Raw genomic sequence first — 19048 nt, 5'->3', positions numbered from 1 at the left:
ATCAACGAAGCTGGGCGGCGAGTCGCTGGCCCAGCTCGGCAGCTTCGTCCGCTGCGCCCTGGCCGTCAGCGCGGCGCGTTTCGCCGATGAATGACGCAACGCGCATTTTCAGATTGGCTCCTGCGCGTTCCGCATATGCGCCGACCGGGCTCTGACATCCGCCGCCCATCGCCGCTAGGAATGCACGCTCAGCGGTGACGGCTTGCAGCGTGGGAAGATCATTCAACTTATCGCAGAGCTCTGATATGGCAGGATCATCGCTTCGCAATTCAATTCCAATCGCTCCCTGGCCCACGCAGGGCAGCATCACCTCAGGATCCAGAACCGTCGCGAGAATTCCCTCAGGGACATCAGGTCCCGTCAAATATCCTTCTGCTGTTACGCGATAATGCAGCCGCGTGATGCCCGCCAACGCGAGAACCGTCCCGTCGAGCTCAGGCTGATTCATGAGCTTCTGCAGGCGCGTCAGGACATTGCCGCGGATGTCTGGCGTCTTGAGGTTCGAATTCTGAGCGAGCAACTGCGCCTTGCGACGCGTGCTGCTCGTGGCGATTGTAGCGCCGGTTGGGAGGTCGGCGATGTTCATGCGCGGCGGAAAACCACGCAGTTTAGCGCCGATCCGCTCATCGCGGTAGAGCAGCACGTCGCGGACGTCCTCCCGCTTTCCGCCAACGGCTCCCAGCTTGAGCCCGGCGGGAAGTTCCGTGGGAAGATCCTTCAGACTGTGAACCGCCAGGTCTGCGGAACCGTCGAGCAACGCGACTTCGAGTTCCTTGGTGAACAATCCCTTTGGAAGCGATTTACTCTCCTGCGCGAGGGAGGCGGTTTGAAGTTTATCTCCCGTGGTCTTGATGATTCTCAACTCAAAATTTCCCTGCGGAAATTCTGCGCGGCAACGGGAAAGAATCATGTTCGCCTGCGCCAATGCCAGTGCGCTGCCGCGCGTCGCGATGAAGAGAGTGCGATTCGTATTCAAGTGTGCTGGAAAGTAGCGCGGCAACTCTGCGTTCGCGACGAAAATCAACGGCCGAAGGCGGGCCGCATCGGATTGCCTTCCCCACCTGGTGGCGGCTCCAGCAAGGGCCTGGCCTTGTCGCGAATAATCTGTTCACAGCGCGCAACTTCATCCCTCCGATGCGCGAGATAATCGTCCGCTATGGTTTGCAGGTCATCGACATTGTAGAGATATACGTTTGGGATCAGAATGACTTCGGGATCGATGTCTCGCGGAACAGCGATGTCGATCAGCAGCAGCGGGCGGTTTCTTCGCGTCTTCATCAGCGGGGCGAGCCGCGTGCGATCCAGAATATGATTCGGGGCGGACGTGCTGCTGATGGCGATGTCAGTTTTCTCAAATTCAGCGGCCCAATCTTCGAACTGCACCGCGCGTCCGCCCAATTCCTGGGCGAGAATTGCGGCACGTTCGAGTGACCGGTTTGCCACCACCAGCCCCGTTGCGCCGCGGGATAGCAAGGCGCGCGCGGTTTTTTCGCTCATGTCGCCTGCGCCAATCACCATTACCTGTCGACCCTTGAGGGATTCAAAAATCTTTTCGGCGAGCTCAACCGAAACGGATGCGACTGAAATGCTGCCGCGTTGAATGGCGGTTTCGGTGCGCACATGCTTCGCAACGTTGAACGCCCGTTGGAATGCCTTGTTCAAACGGGGGCCCGTGTGCTGATGCTGAAGCGAAAGCTCATAAGCCTTCTTCAACTGGCCCAGGATTTCTGTTTCGCCGAGCACCATCGAGTCCAGCCCGCACGCCACACGGAAGAGGTGATGCACGCTGTCGGGTTCGCCCAGGACGTAGATTTCGTCCGTCAACGGATCCCGATATTCGTGGCAGGTCATCAGGAAGTTTCGCAGTTCGGTGAACGTCGAGGCCGCCTGCTGCCGGGTGGCCGCGTAAATTTCAACACGGTTGCAGGTCGACAGGATCACCGCTTCGTCGACGATCTGTTGGTCCCGCAGCAGCCGGAGCACGGCCGGGATGCGCGCGTCCTCGAATGCAAACCGTTCCCGTATGGCAACGGGAGCGGAGCGATGACTTAGACCGATGACAACGATGGGCATGAGCGTGCGGACCGAGTCATTGGGTGTGCAGCGGAGAGATCAGGATGAAACCCCAGAAAGTGAGCAGAACAAAGGCGAAACTGCCGACGAGCCCCCATGCAAAGCGGCGGCCGACCTGGCCGAACTTCCAGCGCGACACGAACAGAATGCAATAAACCACCCAGATGAATCCGGAATAGTAGAGGATAGGGTCCCCCCGAAATTCCCGGCCCTGCGCCTCGGCTTCGCGAATTAATAATGGTGCAAACGCGAGTCCGAGGGTGAGCAGAATGATGCCCGCCGCAAGGAGGCGGTTCATCACCCTCTCGAGCCGTTGAATGGGAGGAAGCATCGAGAACATCGCGCGTTGTTTTTGGTACTTCAAATCGTGTTCCTGCGTGAGAAACATCGCTCCCGCGATCGCGCTCAACCCAAAGGCGCCGCAGGAGAGCAGGATCAGCGTGCCGTGAATGCTGCCCCAGTCGGTGTGGAAATTGGGAGCCGGCCCGCGCACCTGGTCGAGCGGCGGCATCAGGGCAAACACGCCGATGGCAAACAGGATCGGCGATGCAAACGCGCCCACAAACCGCAGGCGGCTGAACAAGCCGAGCACGAGGTAGCTCGCCACAATGGTCCAGCTCAGAAACGTGATGGCCTCATACAAGTTGTTGACGGGACAGCGATTGAAGGAGAATCCGCGCAGCACCATTGCCGTGGTGTGCAATGCGAACGCCACCGCGAGAAGGCAGTAATTCACTCGATCATCTTTGCGAAATCCGTGGCGCCAAAGAAAAATCGAGTAGAGCATGCTGCAACCGTAAACGATCACAGCGAGAAGAAAAAAATGTCGGTCAGTCAACCAGGGCACGTGAAGAAATTAGTATGCTTGCGGTACACTTGTCACTCCCAGCTTGCTCTTCATGGTCGGGATCACGCCAGGCGGGCAGTTGCGGTTCATGTCAGCGAGGGCGGCTGCGATGCCTGACGCATATGCCGTCGCAGCCGACGTCCCATTCATCACATAGGATTTTCCGTCCAGGCTAATGACCGTTGTCCCTGGCGTCATGAGGTCGACGAAGGCGCCACGATTGGCATAGTCCGCAACCTGGCCGGCCCTGTTGCCAGCAGTGACAGCAACGACTTCCGGATACGCGGCGGGATATACGGGGGTGGTTACCGGTTCATTTCCAGCAGCTCCAAAAAAGACAACGCCCTGATCTGACGCCTTCTTGATGAGGTTGTGCAGTACGGTGCTGTCGCCATTGCTGCCAAGGCTCATGTTGATGATGTTCGCGCCGTTGTTGACGGCTTGTTGAATTCCGCGGGCCACGTCGAATGTGCTCGTCGTCGGGTTGTTGCCGTAGATGTCGACCGGCAGGACACGAACGCCGGAACTGCCGCTCGATGTCGTCGTTTGAACGCTTTGAAGGACGGTGTGGACCATGGCCAGTCCATGCGTCAGTTCGCCAGCGGACACGGGTGCGGCCGCGCCTTCCCGATTCGCACTGTCGATGACACTGAGGCCGGGCAGAAGAAACTTTGCGTATTCCTTGGGCACCGATTGCATCCCGCGTGTATCGAGCACGGCAACGATGGGTGCGCAGTCGCCCGTCGGTTCCTTCAGTTGCAGATCGAAATCGGCCGAGCCGGACTGCGCCAGTTGTTGGGCTCCGTCTGGGCGTTCAATGGCGTAGCTGGACTCGATCGACTCGACATCGGGATGGTTTGCCAGGCACTCGCGGACTGCCTGAGCAGAGGCTTCATCGTTGAGTTGAAGTCGATAGGCATTGATTGAATCAATGCGGCCCAAAACCTTTGCGTTTTCGAGGCATGGCAGATTACCAAGGCTTGCGCCAGGCCGAAGGATAAGTTCCAACTCGTTCAGGATGGGCTTGGATTTTTGCGAAGCTGCAGAGATCGCGCCGGGTTGAACCCGCAATGTCGCGTTTCGTTGAAGGGTGTGAAACACATACAGGCGCGCGGGAGAGTTGCTTCCTGGAACGAGGGCAAAGTTCAAGTTGCCGAGAAGGATGCGCAATGCTTCGCCGGAAGGAAGGTCGCTGAATTTCGCCGATACATTTCGCGAGGCATTCGATTCCAGAAACACATGCCACCCAGTCAAATGCGAGACACCTTCCAAAGCGCGCAACAGGGGGGCAGAGGCAATATCTGCACTCACCCGGTTGTTGTTCGTGTTCCAGTGCAGGGTGTCGGCAGCCAGCATCTGCCACTGCGCTAGTGACATTAAAGTCAGCAGGCAAAAGGCGAGACTGATGCTAGGAAGGCGGCATTCCATGGCGACACTATAGACAAGTAATCTGATAATGAAAGAGGAGGGTGCGGTTCGCCTCGGCGCGGCGGACGCCGGCGGTAAAATTTCACCGGCAGTTTTTTCGCAGAAGTCTTCCGCAAGGCGTCTCGAGCCACCCCAAACCGATAAATCCGAGCGATTCGCTGCGGGGCGAAGGCTCGCGGCGGATGGCCTTTATCGTGCTACAGCAGTGTCTTTGTGGAAAAAACGGTATCGCGCAACGAAGTCTCCGCCCGCTTGGAGAGCCGGGTCGTCCAGTACTTTGACGCAGGACATTCGCGTCATGGAAACGTTCGTGCCGATGTTGCAGCCTGGCTGATTGTAGCGTTCTGGGGCAGCAGGGTTCTCCGGCCTCAACTCGAGGCTATCGGCCGTCAGCTTCAAGAACGGCAGTTGCCCGACGGCCGTGTCCCCATTAACCCTGAATTTCCCGAGGCGGCATGGCCGACGCCCCTTGCTATGCTGGCGTGGCAGCGGCAGGGAAACGCGCCTTCAGCGCTGGCAGGGGCGCAGGAGTTCCTTTTGCGATGGCACGGTTTGCATTACCCAAGTCGTGGTACTCGGACTATTGGTCACGACACTTCGCTGCGGGGGTGGCCATGGGTGGATGGTACCCACTCATGGATCGAGCCCACCGTTCTCTCCTTGTTGGCCCTGGGTGCCTGCGGACGGACCGCAGATGACCGTTGTGTTCAGGCGCGGCGGATGATTTTGAATCGACAGCTGTCCGGCGGTGGTTGGAATTTTGGGAACACCACGGTTTACGGCTTGGAATTGCGGCCGATGCCGCACAGCACGGGCATGGCTCTGACCGCCCTGTCGCGTGCCGGCGAGGCCTTCGCGTTGTCGAACAGCGTCCGTTATTTGGATCAGAGCATTCGCCGGATTCGTACTCCGCTCTCCCTCGGCTGGGGAATCATTGGATTGACGGCATCCGACGAGCTTGTTGAGGAGGCCCCCGTGTGGATTGATGAGTGTCTCGAACGTGAGGCGGAGGTTGGGGGATACGACATGGTACTCCTTTGCCTCCTTCAGTGCGCACTGCACGCGAAGCAAGGACATCCGCTTCTCTCAGGACCTGCTGCATGAACGCCAATCGCTCCCATCAAATGACACGCAGGCAATGGTTAACAACTGGCGTGCTCGGCGGTGCGGCAATCCTCAGCGGTGCAGGCCTTCTCCATACATGGCAACGTCACAGGCGGTCCGCGGTGGCGATCGTCAAAGCATCGAATTATTTGCTCCCGCTGGAAAAGCTCATCGTCCGAGGCTTGCTGGAACTGGGGATTGATGCTGCAACGGTTAAAGACAAACGCATCCTTTTGAAGCCTAACCTGGTGGAAGTCGATTCTTCGGCTCCGCACGTGAACACGCATCCAGCATTGGTGCGCGCGGCTGTGACGGCTTTTCGACGCCTGGGTGCCGCCTCCGTCATCGTGGCGGAAGGCTCGGGACATTGCCTGGATACGTTGCTCGTCTTTGAAGAGAGCGGCCTGCGCGAAGTCCTCGCCACGGATCGCACTGCATTCGTTGACCTGAATTACCAGGATCCCTGGCTGGTAAAAAATCGCACGCGATTTTCCACCCTGCCGCGTCTTGCGTTCCCCCGCATCTTCCGAGAAACGGATTGGATCGTGTCGATGCCAAAGATGAAGACGCATCATTGGGCCGGTGTGACATTGTCCATGAAGAATCTTTTTGGTGTCATGCCAGGAAGCTATTATGGCTGGCCCAAGAATGTGCTCCATCAGGCGGGCCTCAATGAATGCATCGCCGATATTGCTTTGAACCTAAGACCGCAGCTGGCGATCGTCGACGGCATCGTCGGAATGGAAGGGGACGGGCCGATCATGGGCGATCCTGTTGATGCCGGTGTGATTGTCATGGGCACCGATTTGCCAGCTGTAGACGCGACCTGCGCTCGGATTATGGACGTGGACCCCGCGCGTGTTCAGCACCTTCATATGGCAGGCAAGGAAGGATTTGCAATCGATGAGGCGCGGATCACCCAAGTGGGCGAATCCATTGAGTCCGTTCGCCGCCCCTTTCGTCTGTTGCCCCATATCGCTGCCCAGCAAAATTTGCGTTCCTGAACGGGAAGTCACGAACCCGGCGGGCGCACACTGTGGGCATCGACCGTAGGAATGTCATTCCTGCGTAACACGACAGCGAGGGCTGCAATCAGCCAAACGAGCGGCCACGAGTGAAGGGTGTCGTGAATGAACACTCCCTGCACAAGATAGGTTGCGATGGTTGCTTTCAACGTCCACGAAAGCAGCGAGTGGGCGGTCCCGCCTGCGCATCGCCACAAAAAGCCGAGATAGAGGACCAGCCCAGGAATACCCAAACACAGCGCGTACTCGAAATAAATGGAATGCGCTTTTGTATTCGGGGCCTTGGTGCCGGCGGGTGCCACCTCCGCATATGTATCCAATCCCGATCCGATAACCGCGTGCCTGGGCAAACGGTTGACGGCGTATTTCCAGAATCCCAGACGCCCGGTTCCCGCGTGGGATGCCCCGGCTGCTGCCAGGGAAGCCTGGTCTTTCAGCGAATTTGCCCGCTTCAGAAGTTGCCAATTGTGCAAAGGCGCAAGCGCCGCCGTGACAAGCGCCATCACAAGGCCGAGCAGCAGCATCCGTTTGCGAAATTCTTTCTGTGTGAAAACCGCGATTACCAAAAACGACGCAAGCGCGACCCAGGCGCCACGAGTCTGTGCCGTGAGGATGTTTGCATAGATCAATCCACAGGCAGCAAGCCAGAGAGGCCGTCGAACTGAAAGGAAGCAGCACGTCGCGAGGGGAAACAGCAGGAGCAAATACGTGGAAAACCAATTGGCGTGGCCCGACGTTCCCATCGATCGGGGATCCTTCAAAAGGTCGGGAAAAAGGCGCGTCGCCAAACCTTTTTGATCGAAGAACTGCCACAATCCAAGAAGGCAGGCAACAGCGCCGCCCCTGACCATCCAAACCATGGCCCTTTTTACGTCGGACACCTGACGGAACCATAATACCACCGCAACAAAGACCAGGGTGCAGCAGCCCAGGGATACAAAGCCGGTCTTGCCATAATGATTCCCCGAGAGGGCCACGTATTGATATTTGGTTGCAAAGGTGCAAACCCAGGCAACCGCGCTAAACCAAAGCAACAGGTGAAGAACGCTTTTCGGAAGGTTGCCCGCCCAAGTTGAGTGGCGAATCACCAGCTGAGACCACACGAACGTGACGAATGTGAAGCCGAAAGCGTCCAACGAGGGACCGAGGAGGAAACACGTATACACGCTTAGGAAAACCCAAACCAGGGGTATCCATTGCATCCGTTTCGATACTAGCCTCGGGGAGGGGACGCGCCAGACATGATTCAGCAGCAATATCCCGATGAGCGTGGTGAATCCGGCGAGAACCCAGGACTTCGCGTGGGTGCTTGCAATCCAACCTGACCACGTGACGAGCGGATAACCCGCGGCAAATGCCAGGAGGAGCCCTTGACCCAGTTTGCAGGCAGGCGAAACGCGGCCGTTTCCCTCCGGGCTGGAAGTGCCCGGCAACTCGTCGCGACGCACCTCCTCAAGCATAAAAGCACAGGTTTCCGTGCGGCACACGGGCGTGGACGGGTCCTTCGATCTGGAGCACAGCCGAATAATTCTCAAGTTCGGCCCGAGGGCAAGCGGAATGTCAATTGCGCCTGTTCACGCCCTTCAAATGAGGTTCGCTGGCCAGTCAATTCCGGGTTAAGAGATTTCCGCTTGAGAAATGTGAATAGGAGATGGAATGTCGTGTCCTGATTTGCTACACACCGTGGTTCCGATGTACGGGGAACGTCCTTGGGACTAACGGAATTCAGGCCATTTTTAGCGGTTTTGAAACTCCGGATGTTGGTTGGTGTTGGAAAACAGAGGCAGCGGGTGCTTGGCATCCACTGTGCTAAAAGTGAAAGTGCGGTTGGCAGCAGGCAATAAGTGAACGCCAACAGTCCTGATATAAACAGCCTGATGCCGAGTTCACGCCGCGAACGAAAGGTAAACAACGTAGTATGAAAATTAAAACCTCCCGCAAGGCCGGCTTCACGCTGGTGGAAATCATGATCGTGGTTGCGATCATCGGCCTCCTGGCTGCAATCGCGATCCCGAACTTCGTGCGCGCGCGCTCGACCTCCCAGAAGAATGCCTGCATCAACAATCTTCGCCAGATTGACGGCGCGAAGCAGCAGCAGTTGCTTGAAGAAGGCAACAACGCCACTCTCGCCAAGACTGACCTGGCCAAGTATATGGGCCGCGGATCCGCTGGCTCGTTCCCGACCTGTCCGAAGACGAAAACCGACACGTATGCTGTCGGAGCAGCGGACGTTGCCCCGAGCTGCTCGAACACGTCAGCAGAGTATCCTCACACGCTGGCCGAATCCGGTGGCGGCGGCAGCTAGTCTGAATTCTCCTCAAACAGCCCGAAGCACCCGCTTCGGGCTGTTTCTTTTTCACTCCCGGTTTTCCGTGTCGCGTCGATAAAGGTTGCACGCTGCATCCTCTCAGACCTATGAATCTTAGGTTGACCGGTGGCGGTTGGGATTGAATGTATGAATGCCATTCTCAAGACAGAAAATTTGCGGGTGGAGTATCGGAGCCGCGAAATCAAACACGAGACGAAGGTGGCTCTCAAGGGCCTGAACCTCACTGTGAATGCCGGCGAGGTGTTCGGTTTCCTCGGGCCCAACGGAGCGGGCAAAACCACCACGATGAATGTCCTGCTCGGCTATGTAAACCCGAGCGCGGGCAATGCTTATCTTTTCGATGTCAACGTGCGGGAACCCATCGCGCGCCAGCGAATCGGTTACCTTCCCGAGCTGACCTACTACTACAAGTTTCTCACTGCAGAAGAACTCCTCCGGTTTTACGCAAAGATCTTCGAAATACCAGCGGCTGAAACCGAGCAGCGAATTAACCGCCTCCTGAAGCTGGTCGACCTGGACCACGCCCGAAAGCGACCCATCCGCACGTATTCAAAGGGTATGCAGCAACGGGCCGGGCTGGCGCAGGCGCTCATCAATAATCCTGACCTGCTCCTGCTCGACGAGCCTACAAGCGGCCTCGATCCGCTCGGACGCATGAAGGTGCGCGAGATCATACAGCGTTTGAAGGACGAGGGAAAAACAGTGTTCTTTTCCTCTCACGAACTCGGCGAGGTGGAAACCGTTTGCGATCGGGTGGCGATCCTGCATCGGGGCGAATTGAAAGTTGAAGGACGGGTCGCCGACCTCATTCAAGAGCATCAGGCCAATCTCGAGCAGATTTTTCTGAAAATCGTGGGTTACCAGCCTCAGGCGCAATTATGAGCAAGATCATCGCTGTCGCCGGAATCGCCATCAAGGAACTGTTTCGTCGCAAGGATTTCTATGTTCTTTTCATCCTCACTGTCCTGATCACATTGATTTCAGGATCGGTGCGTTTCTTCGATGACGACCGCATTGCGCGTTATCTCAAGGAAATCTGTTTGATGTTGATTTGGATCGCGGCGCTCGTTGTGGCGATCACAACCGCCGCGCGCCAGATTCCATCCGAGCGGGAGAGCCGCACCATATTCCCGCTGCTCGCAAAACCAATCAGCCGGCCGCAGGTGTTGCTGGGCAAATTTCTGGGCTGCTGGCTTGCCGCGGGAATGGCGCTGTTTGTTCTCTATATTTTTTTCGCACTGGTAAGCATCTCTCGCGAATCGGGTTTTCCATTCGCCAATTACGTGCAAGCGCTTTGGATGCATTGGCAGATGCTCGGAATCGTGATTGCCCTGACCTTGCTCGGCTCAATCGTCATGAGCACTCCCGCGGCTAATGTAACCCTGGTGTTCATCATCACCCTCGGCATTCTCTTCATCGGACCGTTCCTGAACACTCTGGCGATGCGCATGAAGGAACCTGTATCATCCATCGTGAGCGTGATTTACTATGGCTTGCCGCACCTCGATTTCTATGACCTTCGCGCGCGCGTCATTCATGACTGGCCGCCCGTCGCGTGGCTGGACATCGTCCTGGCAACTCTCTACGGGTGGTTTTATACAGCGGTGTTTCTGATTGGTGCGTGCCTGGCTTTCCGCCGCAGACCCTTGAACCAGGCTTGATGCGATCCAAACTTGTTCTAGTTTTGCTGTTGATCGCCTGCTTTTCGTTGTCAACGCTCATAGCACGAAAGGGGGAGGTGTCCCGTTCCGGGCCAGCAGCCGAAAGCTTCGTGGCCTTGCTGCTGGGCGAAGGGCGCATGCTGTTTGCCAATGAAATTTTTGCCAAGGCAGACGTCTATTTTCACAGGGGAAATTACCCGTCGATATTCGAAGGCGGCGGGCGGCCGAAGGAAAACCACATGGCGGGTGAAGCTCAGGGCGAAGGGGTGGTTCACGAGGCCCACGGCGGTCATGAGCATCATGAAGGGGATGGGCACGAACATCACGACCATGCTGGTGAGCCTCATGCGGACGCAATTGAGCATGCCGCCACGGAACCGGAATCACCGGCGGCCGGGCCCAGCGACTGGATCAGTCGTTTTCGTCAAAAATTCCATGCCGCCGATCACGTTCACCTCGAGAAGGGGGCGGAACGCGAAATGTTGCCATGGTTGAAATTGTCGGCGGAATTGAATCCCCAAAGCATCGAGTCTTTCACAGTCGCGGCGTACTGGCTGCGGAGCCGTCTCAACAAAGTGGATGAAGCTGAGCAATTTCTTCGCGAAGGCCTGCGCCGGAATCCAGGAAATCCCGAACTGCTGAACGAACTCGCGTGGCTTAAGCTCGAGAACCGCAGGGATCCAGCCCAAGCGCGGAATCTCTGGCATGCTGCGATGCAGCGTTGGTTTGATACTGAAACGGGCAAGGAAGAACCGAACAACTTTCTTGCGGAACGCATCCTCGGCGGAATGTTCAAGACCGCATTGGAGGAAAAGCGGCTGGATGAGGCCATCCATTATCTCAATCTGATGAAACGCTTCTCGCCGAACCCCGAAAATATTCAGAAGCGCATCGAGCAACTTCAGACGCAACCTGCCGACCAATAGCTGCCCGGTGGTTTGAATCCGCTTTGTTTTGGAAACCGCGTTTGTTTTACTCCCGCGGAATGAAGCAACGTCAGGCCACCCTAAAGCGGGTCACGAAGGAAACGGCGATTTCCCTGCGGCTGAACCTCGACGGTTCGGGGCAGAGTTCAATCGACACCGGCATTCCCTTCTTCGATCACATGCTCACCCTGTTCGCGAAACACGCGGTGATGGACCTGACGCTGCGCTGCAAGGGCGACTTGGAAGTCGACGCGCATCATACTGTTGAGGATTGTGGAATCGCTCTCGGCCAGGCCTTTGTGAAGGCGCTCGGCGACAAAAAAGGTGTGCGCCGCTATGGCACAGGCTTCGATCCCAGGAATCCCCTTACGGCCGAGGCTTTTGTACCCATGGATGAATGCCTTGCTCGCTGTGTCATCGATTTCAGCGGGCGTCCCTACCTGGTTTGGCGCGGATTGAATGAATGGGGAGCCCGCGCCGTCAGGAAAAAGGATCGTGCTCAGGATATGTCCAGTGTTTTCAGGTTTGGGCTCGCGCGGGAGTTCTTCCAGGGCTTTGCCAACGAAGCCCGTTGCAACCTGCACTTGGAGCTGCTTTACGGGGATGAACCGCATCATATCGTCGAGGCGCTGTTCAAGGCATTTGCGAAAGCAGCGGATTTCGCCTGCCAGCGGGATCCCCGGATTGCCGGGCAGCTTCCCAGCACGAAGGGCAAGCTGTAAGGCATCGAATAGTCCACCATTACTCTCCGTCCAACCATGGCTGAAAAAGACTATTCCTCGGCTGAAGACACAGCCCTGGTGCGCCTCGCCCAAAAGGGGGACACGAGCGCCTTCGAGGAATTGGTTTTCCGGCATCGGGACAAGATTTACGCCCGTGCCTACAGCATGATGCGGAACGAAGAAGAAGCGGTGGATCTTTCTCAGGAAGCATGGGTGAAGGGCTGGCAGCGGCTCCACCAGTTCCAGGGTGAGTCGAGCTTCACCACCTGGATGACGCGCATTGTCATCAATCTTTGCCTTGACCAGTTGCGCAAACAGAAGAGGCAGCGGGCGGAATCGATTGAGCTGCTGGATGAAGAAGCGGGCGGAGTGGAACGGCAGATGCCGGCCGTGACGGTGAATCCGACGGAACGACTCGAACGCGGCGAACTCCGGCAGAGGATCGACAAGGCCATGAGCCAGTTGTCCTACGAGCATCGAACCGTCCTGATCCTCCATGAGTTTGAGGAAATGGAATATAAAGAGATCGCCAAAACGATGGATTGTTCGATTGGCACGGTAATGTCGAGGCTGTTCTACGCGCGGCGGAAACTTGCGGCCTTGCTGGCGGATTTGAGAGGGGCCGATTAGCGCCCACAGGAATTGAAGTATCGGTGACGACGCAGAATGGATTTGAGAAGTATGAACGACGAGCAACAACTGAAGCTGCAGGCTTTCCTTGACGGCGAACTGCCGGAGGCGGAAACGCGCGAAATTTCGGCCTGGGTGGCGCGTGATGCGGAGGCGACGGCGCTGCTGAAGGAACTGCGCCAGACACGACAGGCGTTCAAAAGCACGGAAGCGAATGTTCAGCTGCCGGAATCACGGGAATTCTATTGGTCGAAAATTCAAAGGGAGATCGAACGCGACCTCCCGGCCGCGCCGCCTCAGCGCCCCTCGTTGTTTCACCGTTTCCGGCGCGTGCTGGTTCCAGTCGGCGCGTTCGCCGTGCTGGTTGTCATCAGCATCCTGACATTCCCGCGTGGCAACGGAATTGATTCAGAAATGGCGGTTGCCGACTCTGAAGCGTTCACGTACCAGGATTACGACAGCGGCACCACGCTGGTCTGGGTTTCATACCCGGCTGAAAGGTAGTTTGCGCATCCAACCATCATTGCTAGAGTTTTTCACAATGAGATTCCGAATCGGTTCATCTGTCTCTCTGCTCGCCGCGGTGGCGTCGCTCCTTCTGGTCCTGTCCGCTGCCGCTGCGCAAGCCCGGGATTTCAAATTCGAAGCCCAGTTGATTTGGGCGACGATGTCCGAAAGCTCGCCCGATCCGCAGCATAAACCCGTGGATGAGAAAACTCGGGAACGGCTCGCAAAGGTGAACCTGAAATGGAAGAACTACTTTCTGGTGCGGAAAGTCGATGCGTCGGTCCCGGAGAAGGGCGCCAAGGAAGTTGTGCTCAGCGATAAATGCAAAATCTCGATCCGCCAGGTCGATGAAGAAAATTTTGAGGTCAGCCTGTTCGGCCAGGGTAAATCGGTTCTCAAGCGGATGCAGAATATCAGCAAGGGAGAAATGCTCGTGCTCGGCGGAAATGCGCCTGACTCCACCAGTTGGTTTGTCGCCGTCCGACGCACCGAGTAATCGAAATTCTTCAATCGTAATGAAAACGGCCGGGACGCCAGCGCCCCGGCCGTTTCAATGTTTCAACACTCCTAGCTTCCCACGCTCGCCAGTTCCTCGTTGTTCGCAACGTTCACGATCTTGAACTGCTCGGCGTGCATGCCCGTGTCCGCGCGGAACGAGAGTTTGCCGAAGTAACGCTTTTCCATCTCGATCAAGTGCTTCTCGTCTTCGGTTCGCAGGCGCTCCAGCACGGTCGGATGCACCACGATTCGCAGCTGGAAGTCGTTCTCGTCACGGGTGCGCTTCTTCAGGATTTCCTGCAGCTTGCGCTGAATCTCCACGCTCATCGTGAGCGAGCTCTTCACCTTGCCGCGGCCTTTGCAGTAGGGGCAATCGTCGTAAACCGCCGCGCGCACGCTTTCGCTGTGCCGCTGCCGCGTCATTTCCATCAGGCCAAGCTGCGAGATCGGCAGGATATGGGTCTTCGCCTTGTCGCGGCGCAACCCTTCCTTCATCCGCTGATAGACGTTCTGCTGGTCGCGGCGCGATTTCATGTCGATAAAATCCAGCACGATTAACCCGCCCATGTTGCGCAGGCGCAGTTGACGCGAAATCTCATCCGCAGCTTCGAGGTTCACCTTGAGGATCGCCGTTTCCTGATCCTTGCCGCCCTTGTGCCGTCCCGTATTGACGTCGATCGCAACGAGCGCCTCGGTTTCGTCGATGACGATGTATCCGCCGCTCTTGAGGTGCACCTGCCGTGAGAATGCGTTCTCGAGTTGCTTGCTGATGTTGAACCGATCGAAAATCGGCTGCGGATCGCCATAGAGCTTCACCTTCGCTGCGGAACGCTTCGAAATCTTGGAAATCATTTCGCGCATGCGATCGTAGGCCTTCTGATGATCAACGACGATGCGTTCCACGTCTTCGGTGAGGAAATCGCGAACCGTGCGCTCGATCAGGTCGGGTTCCTGGAAGACACAGGTGGCGGTCGGCTGGCTCTTGATTCGGTCCTGCACGCCGCGCCATTCCTCCAGGAGAAGGGCAAGGTCGCGCACGAAGTAACGCTTCTGCTGGCCTTCGCCCGCAGTGCGCATGATGACTCCCATGCCGTCTGGAATGGAAAGTTCCCGCAGGATCTTCTTCAGGCGCTGGCGTTCCTGCTGGTTCTCGATCTTGCGCGAGATACCGCTTTGGTCGGAGTTCGGCAGGAGGACGAGATAGCGTCCAGGCAAAACGAGGTTTGTTGTGACGCGCGGACCCTTCGTTCCAATCGGTCCCTTTGTCACCTGGACAATGATATCGCTGCCAGGCGGGTAAACGCGCGGGATATCCTTCTGCGTGATCTTCGGCTTGTCGCGTTTGCGGCCTTCGCGCTCGACAATTTCGACGCCGCTGTCGAACTGGTTTGGAACAATGTCCCAGTAATGCAGAAACGCGTTCTTCTCAAAACCAATGTCGACAAACGCGGCTTTCAACCCGTCTTCAAGGTTGCGCACCTTGCCCTTGAAGATGCTTCCAACCAGGCGTTCTTCGGTGGTCCGCTCAATGTTGAACTCCTCGAGTTTTCCATCTTCTGAAACCGCCACACGCGTCTCGAGGGTTTCCGCATTGATGATGACCTCCTTGTGAACCTTCTTCACCGGCTTCAGGAGCTTCTGCACCTTCTTCACCAGCGAAGTTGCCGCGACGCGGATGGCATCGACAATGCCCTTGGGTTTCTCGGAAATCGTCACGGGCTCGAACTTCTCTTCCTTCGGCTGTGGTGCGGATGGAGCTGCGGCGCGCGCGGGCTCCGCTGGTTTTTCCTCCGTCCGCGCGGGTTCCTGCGCCGGTCCTTCCGGCGGCAATCCAGCAGCGATGTTTTCCGCGCGATCAATCTCATGCGCGTGGCGCCGCTCGAAAACCTTTTCCTGCGCACCCGCGCCACCAACGACCTCGGCGCGCGCTTCTGTCGCATCGCGGTCGGGTTTTTGCGAGGTGTGTCCCAGGCCGCCGCTGGGGCGGAATCGCATTCCGCCGCGGCGCCGCCGGGAAAAGTTCCTTTCACTCATAATTCAATAACCCTTTCGGTGTATATACACGTTTTGCAGCATGCCCATGGCGATCAACGAACTAAGCACTGAAGACCCGCCGTAAGACAACAGCGGCAGTGGAATGCCCGTTACAGGTACAATGCGAATATTCATGCCGATATTCACGAACACGTGGCTGAACAGCAGCGTCACAACGCCCACTGCCAGCAATTTCCCAAGGCGATCGCGAGCCTGGGTGGCGATTCTGATTCCGGAGAACAGAACCGCTCCATACAACGTCAGCACCAATATGCTGCCGACGAATCCTTTCTCCTCGGCAATCACGGAGAAAATGAAATCATTATGCGCCGCGCCTGGCGGCAGAAATGCCAGCGAAGTCTGGGTGCCTTCACGCCAGCCCTTGCCCCACAGCCCGCCGGTGCCGACCGAAATCAACGCCTGCTTGACCTGATACGACTTCTCGGCCTGGAGCCGCCTCGCCTTTTCGCGCTCCGCCGGGCTTGCATCTTTAGGCGCGAAATCGGCGCCGAAATAAACCAGCAGGCGTTGCTTCTGATAATTCTCAAGCGGGATCTGCCACCAGCCGGGAGGGGCGAAAAGCACGTCAACAATCAACAACGATCCTGCGATCGCCATCCCGGCAACCAGCTTGATCAGGTAACGCTTGGGCGTGCCGGCGCAGAGCATCATCATGAATCCGGTGGGGAAGAGCACGATCGCCGAGCCAAGGTCCGGTTCCTTGAGGATCAACAGGAACGGCAGCAGAATCATCGCAATCGGCTTCCAGAAGTTTCGCGCCTGCCTCAGTTCTTCGGCAGGACGGCTAAGGAAACTCGCCATGGCCATGATCATCGCCAGCTTCGCAACCTCGCTGGGTTGCAGGTTGAAGAATCCCAGGTCGATCCAACGCCGTGCTCCCCATCCATGGGTCGATCCGATTCCCGGAATCAGCACTACAACCAGGAGCAGTATGGATCCCCAGTAAATCACGAGCGCCCATCGGGTCAGGCTGCGATAATCGATGAGGCAACAGCCGATCGCCGCCGCGGTTCCCATTCCATACCAGATCACCTGGCGAAACCATGTCTGGCGCAGCAATGGCGCGATGCGCGCCGATTCATTCACCATCGTCGCGCTGTAAATGAACGCAGCGCCGAGAAGCATCAATCCAGCAATGGCGATCAGCTGGATCTTTTCGATCCGTGCCTGTCTTTCGTTGAGGACGGCTTCGAACATCAGTTTGCGTGGGCAACGGATTGGCGTGGCGTTCTGGATTGGTCGCGCGTGACCAGTGCGTCGTAAATTTGACGGGCGAGGGGAGCGCATGTGCCGCCACCTGACGACCCGTTTTCAACCATTACCACAACTGCGTAGCGGGGGTTCTCGTAAGGTGCGAACGAGAGAAACCATGTCGTGAGCCCAATCGTTTGATTGCGCTCGTTTTGAATTTGCGCCGTTCCAGTTTTGCCACACACGCGCATTACCTTTTGGTGCTGCCAGTTCCGAAATGCGTGATAGGCAGTGCCTTCAGGATCTTCAGTGTCCGCAAGCATGGCTTCGCCAAGAATCCGCAGCGTGCTCGCGCGAACACTCAACTGATCGCGCACCCGCCCCGAAGGAAACGTTGTAGGCTGGCTTGTTGGATCGAACGCAGAGGGGTCAACGCGGGCCACGAGCCTGGGCCACAAAACCTTGCCGCCGTTTGCCAGCGCGCTTGCGACAACCGTCATCTGCAACGGCGTCACGTCAATGTAGCCCTGGCCAATGCACAGGTTGGCGGTGTCGCCATCGGTCCAACCCCGGCTGATCCGACGCTGATCGGGGAAGGTTCCGCTGATTTCCTGCCGCGTTCCAAGTTCGGATCGCTCGCCGAGATGCAGGCGGCGTCCCATCTCTGCAATACGATCCACACCCGCACGCAATCCGTAATGAATAAAGTAGGCATTGCTGGAGTGGATCAGGGCGCGGCGGAAATTGTAATCGCCTGGCGGTGCGGTGTCGCGGATCTCCCGGCGCCCCACGAAGATCCCGCCCAGGCCGGCGTTGCGCGTGTAAGGCTGCACCTTGTAGGTGTCATCAGGGTCGAGACCGCTTTCAAGGCACGCGAGCGCGACGATCGGCTTGAAGATCGATCCCGGCCTGTAGTTTTCCTGCGTGGCCCGATTCTTTTCGGCATTCACGGTTTGAAGCTGGTTGTAATAGCCGGGCGGAAAGGCGCGTCGATTCACGAAGAATCCTGGATCAAACGACGGCTCCGATGCCATCGCCAGGATGTCGCCAGTGTTGACATCCATAACGACCGCGGCGCCGCGAACTGGTTTTGCAGCGGCGGCATTCTGGAGCGCGCGCTCGGCGGCGAGTTGAACCTGCAGGTCAAGCGTCATCACGACATCGCGCCCGGGTTCAGCCGGCGACCACGTGTTTTCGGTTTGGCGATATCCGAGGTTGTTGACGAGAACGGATTTCGCGCCGGCACGCCCATGAAGTTCAGAGTCGTAGGCAAACTCGACTCCCGTAACTCCCCGGAAATCCGGCAATCGATAATCGAACACCGAAGGTTCGCCTTCGTCCAATTCATCGCTTTGACGAAGATGCCCCAGCAAATGCGCGGCAGTGTTGGTTTGCGGGTAATTCCGGGTGGATTGGATTTCCAAATCGACGCCGCGCGTGCTCGATGTCTTTTCCTCGAAGCGCGCGATCTCTGCCGGAGTGAGGCGCTCAGCAACAGGGTAGGGCAGGGCAAGCCGCGTGAGATAGTGACGCTTGAATGTCGCGGGGTTGAACGACAGCGGCTTGTTGAGGTCGCTGCTGATCTTTGCGACTGCGTTGCTGGCGACCCGAAAGCGCGCTTCCCAATAAAGAACGTCCAGTTGATCACGCTTCAACCGGGTCGCTTGCGTTCGCACTTGGGATCCGCTGGCCCAAAATTTCCATGCAGGCGGATTGTTCGTGACAACTTCGCGGGGACGGATTCTTGCATACTCCTCACGGAATTGATCCTTCAATTCCTCCAGATAAAGGCTGACGTTGAAGGTCGGAACATTGTCAGCGAGGGTCGCGCCATTTTGATCCATGATTTTCCCGCGCACCGCGGGAATTCGAATCGTGCGAAACGCCTGCGTCTCGAGATTCGCCTGATAGTCGCGATAGGACACGATCTGAACCCACCAAAGGCCCGCGCCAAGAGTGACCAGGCCGAGGAAAATCCCGAGCGCAAGCAATCTCAATGCGGGGTCGTTTCGGCGAAGTTGGTCGAAGATCAACACGAGAGTGACGCCTTTC

Annotated in this window: 18 protein-coding genes; 10 read left to right on the top strand and 8 right to left on the bottom strand. The window is 57.4% G+C overall.

Annotation, left to right across the window (positions count from 1 at the left end):
* Nucleotide 1 precedes the first annotated feature (1 nt).
* The 4 genes from hemC to VEH04_01345 are packed head-to-tail and all read right to left on the bottom strand — an operon-like array spanning nucleotide 2 to nucleotide 4297.
* Nucleotides 2-976 carry a hydroxymethylbilane synthase gene (hemC, locus tag VEH04_01360; GenBank protein ID HYG21398.1) on the bottom strand — a complete coding sequence of 325 codons (975 nt, stop codon included), beginning with the start codon at nucleotides 974-976 and terminating at the stop codon, nucleotides 2-4.
* Between the two features lie 44 nt (nucleotides 977-1020).
* Nucleotides 1021-2073, bottom strand: a complete 1053-nt coding sequence (hemA, locus tag VEH04_01355) for a glutamyl-tRNA reductase (protein HYG21397.1) — start codon at nucleotides 2071-2073, stop codon at nucleotides 1021-1023.
* A 16-nt stretch (nucleotides 2074-2089) separates the two neighbouring features.
* Nucleotides 2090-2920, bottom strand: coding sequence for a cytochrome c biogenesis protein CcsA (gene ccsA, locus VEH04_01350; GenBank protein HYG21396.1), 831 nt, complete (start codon nucleotides 2918-2920; stop codon nucleotides 2090-2092).
* A 9-nt stretch (nucleotides 2921-2929) separates the two neighbouring features.
* Entirely contained in the window at nucleotides 2930-4297 is a 1368-nt protein-coding gene (locus tag VEH04_01345) for a S8 family serine peptidase (GenBank protein ID HYG21395.1), read from the bottom strand.
* A 264-nt stretch (nucleotides 4298-4561) separates the two neighbouring features.
* On the opposite strand from VEH04_01345, the gene VEH04_01340 reads away from it, so the two are divergent.
* Entirely contained in the window at nucleotides 4562-5452 is an 891-nt protein-coding gene (locus VEH04_01340) for a hypothetical protein (protein ID HYG21394.1), read from the top strand.
* 20 nt (nucleotides 5453-5472) lie between these two features.
* Nucleotides 5473-6456, top strand: coding sequence for a DUF362 domain-containing protein (locus VEH04_01335; protein HYG21393.1), 984 nt, complete (start codon nucleotides 5473-5475; stop codon nucleotides 6454-6456).
* Between the two features lie 8 nt (nucleotides 6457-6464).
* On the opposite strand, the gene VEH04_01330 is transcribed toward VEH04_01335, so the two are convergent.
* Entirely contained in the window at nucleotides 6465-7937 is a 1473-nt protein-coding gene (locus VEH04_01330; GenBank protein ID HYG21392.1) for an O-antigen ligase family protein, read from the bottom strand.
* Between the two features lie 458 nt (nucleotides 7938-8395).
* On the opposite strand from VEH04_01330, the gene VEH04_01325 reads away from it, so the two are divergent.
* From VEH04_01325 to VEH04_01290, 8 genes are all read left to right on the top strand, one after another.
* The gene (locus VEH04_01325) at nucleotides 8396-8782 is read left to right on the top strand and encodes a type II secretion system protein (GenBank protein HYG21391.1); all 387 of its coding nucleotides are present in this window, start codon (nucleotides 8396-8398) and stop codon (nucleotides 8780-8782) included.
* 150 nt (nucleotides 8783-8932) lie between these two features.
* Complete coding sequence (locus VEH04_01320; GenBank protein ID HYG21390.1) at nucleotides 8933-9688, top strand: ABC transporter ATP-binding protein; 756 nt, start codon at nucleotides 8933-8935, stop codon at nucleotides 9686-9688.
* Nucleotides 9685-10467: an ABC transporter permease subunit gene (locus VEH04_01315; GenBank protein ID HYG21389.1), complete on the top strand. Its 783-nt coding sequence runs from the start codon at nucleotides 9685-9687 to the stop codon at nucleotides 10465-10467. Before VEH04_01320 ends, VEH04_01315 begins: the two co-directional genes overlap by 4 nt.
* Nucleotides 10467-11393 (top strand): hypothetical protein, encoded by a 927-nt coding sequence (locus VEH04_01310; GenBank protein ID HYG21388.1) that lies wholly within the window; start codon nucleotides 10467-10469, stop codon nucleotides 11391-11393. The genes VEH04_01315 and VEH04_01310 overlap by 1 nt, the downstream gene beginning before the upstream one ends.
* A 59-nt stretch (nucleotides 11394-11452) precedes the next feature.
* The gene (gene hisB, locus VEH04_01305; protein ID HYG21387.1) at nucleotides 11453-12115 is read left to right on the top strand and encodes an imidazoleglycerol-phosphate dehydratase HisB; all 663 of its coding nucleotides are present in this window, start codon (nucleotides 11453-11455) and stop codon (nucleotides 12113-12115) included.
* 36 nt (nucleotides 12116-12151) lie between these two features.
* Nucleotides 12152-12745, top strand: coding sequence for a sigma-70 family RNA polymerase sigma factor (locus VEH04_01300; protein ID HYG21386.1), 594 nt, complete (start codon nucleotides 12152-12154; stop codon nucleotides 12743-12745).
* 51 nt (nucleotides 12746-12796) lie between these two features.
* Entirely contained in the window at nucleotides 12797-13249 is a 453-nt protein-coding gene (locus tag VEH04_01295) for a hypothetical protein (GenBank protein ID HYG21385.1), read from the top strand.
* Nucleotides 13250-13286: 37 nt separating this feature from the next.
* Nucleotides 13287-13748, top strand: a complete 462-nt coding sequence (locus tag VEH04_01290) for a hypothetical protein (GenBank protein HYG21384.1) — start codon at nucleotides 13287-13289, stop codon at nucleotides 13746-13748.
* Between the two features lie 71 nt (nucleotides 13749-13819).
* Here VEH04_01290 and VEH04_01285 read toward each other — a convergent pair whose 3' ends face one another.
* Genes VEH04_01285 through VEH04_01275 form a run of 3 tightly spaced genes read right to left on the bottom strand, consistent with a single transcriptional unit; the run spans nucleotide 13820 to nucleotide 19032 of the window.
* The gene (locus VEH04_01285; protein HYG21383.1) at nucleotides 13820-15784 is read right to left on the bottom strand and encodes an Rne/Rng family ribonuclease; all 1965 of its coding nucleotides are present in this window, start codon (nucleotides 15782-15784) and stop codon (nucleotides 13820-13822) included.
* A gap of 3 nt (nucleotides 15785-15787) precedes the next feature.
* Nucleotides 15788-17002, bottom strand: coding sequence for a rod shape-determining protein RodA (rodA, locus tag VEH04_01280; protein HYG21382.1), 1215 nt, complete (start codon nucleotides 17000-17002; stop codon nucleotides 15788-15790).
* Nucleotides 17002-19032: a penicillin-binding transpeptidase domain-containing protein gene (locus tag VEH04_01275; GenBank protein ID HYG21381.1), complete on the bottom strand. Its 2031-nt coding sequence runs from the start codon at nucleotides 19030-19032 to the stop codon at nucleotides 17002-17004. The genes rodA and VEH04_01275 overlap by 1 nt, the downstream gene beginning before the upstream one ends.
* Nucleotides 19033-19048 lie beyond the last annotated feature (16 nt).

The organism is Verrucomicrobiia bacterium (genome assembly GCA_035629175.1).
Lineage (GTDB): Bacteria > Verrucomicrobiota > Verrucomicrobiia > Limisphaerales > DASXHY01 > DASXHY01.
Note: the sequence above shows the minus strand (reverse complement) of the source record. Positions and strands in the feature narration are given on the sequence as shown.

What these genes read in the sequence shown, in the direction of transcription:
- VEH04_01300 (HYG21386.1), top strand. Translation starts at nt 12,152, where the DNA reads ATGGCTGAAAAAGACTATTCCTCGGCTGAAGACACAGCCCTGGTGCGC.
- VEH04_01290 (HYG21384.1), top strand. Translation starts at nt 13,287, where the DNA reads ATGAGATTCCGAATCGGTTCATCTGTCTCTCTGCTCGCCGCGGTGGCG.
- rodA (HYG21382.1), bottom strand. Translation starts at nt 17,002, where the DNA reads ATGTTCGAAGCCGTCCTCAACGAAAGACAGGCACGGATCGAAAAGATC.
- VEH04_01285 (HYG21383.1), bottom strand. Translation starts at nt 15,784, where the DNA reads ATGAGTGAAAGGAACTTTTCCCGGCGGCGCCGCGGCGGAATGCGATTC.
- hemA (HYG21397.1), bottom strand. Translation starts at nt 2,073, where the DNA reads ATGCCCATCGTTGTCATCGGTCTAAGTCATCGCTCCGCTCCCGTTGCC.
- VEH04_01325 (HYG21391.1), top strand. Translation starts at nt 8,396, where the DNA reads ATGAAAATTAAAACCTCCCGCAAGGCCGGCTTCACGCTGGTGGAAATC.
- VEH04_01310 (HYG21388.1), top strand. Translation starts at nt 10,467, where the DNA reads ATGCGATCCAAACTTGTTCTAGTTTTGCTGTTGATCGCCTGCTTTTCG.
- VEH04_01295 (HYG21385.1), top strand. Translation starts at nt 12,797, where the DNA reads ATGAACGACGAGCAACAACTGAAGCTGCAGGCTTTCCTTGACGGCGAA.
- VEH04_01335 (HYG21393.1), top strand. Translation starts at nt 5,473, where the DNA reads ATGACACGCAGGCAATGGTTAACAACTGGCGTGCTCGGCGGTGCGGCA.
- VEH04_01345 (HYG21395.1), bottom strand. Translation starts at nt 4,297, where the DNA reads ATGTCACTAGCGCAGTGGCAGATGCTGGCTGCCGACACCCTGCACTGG.
- VEH04_01320 (HYG21390.1), top strand. Translation starts at nt 8,933, where the DNA reads ATGAATGCCATTCTCAAGACAGAAAATTTGCGGGTGGAGTATCGGAGC.
- hisB (HYG21387.1), top strand. Translation starts at nt 11,453, where the DNA reads ATGAAGCAACGTCAGGCCACCCTAAAGCGGGTCACGAAGGAAACGGCG.
- VEH04_01330 (HYG21392.1), bottom strand. Translation starts at nt 7,937, where the DNA reads ATGCTTGAGGAGGTGCGTCGCGACGAGTTGCCGGGCACTTCCAGCCCG.
- VEH04_01315 (HYG21389.1), top strand. Translation starts at nt 9,685, where the DNA reads ATGAGCAAGATCATCGCTGTCGCCGGAATCGCCATCAAGGAACTGTTT.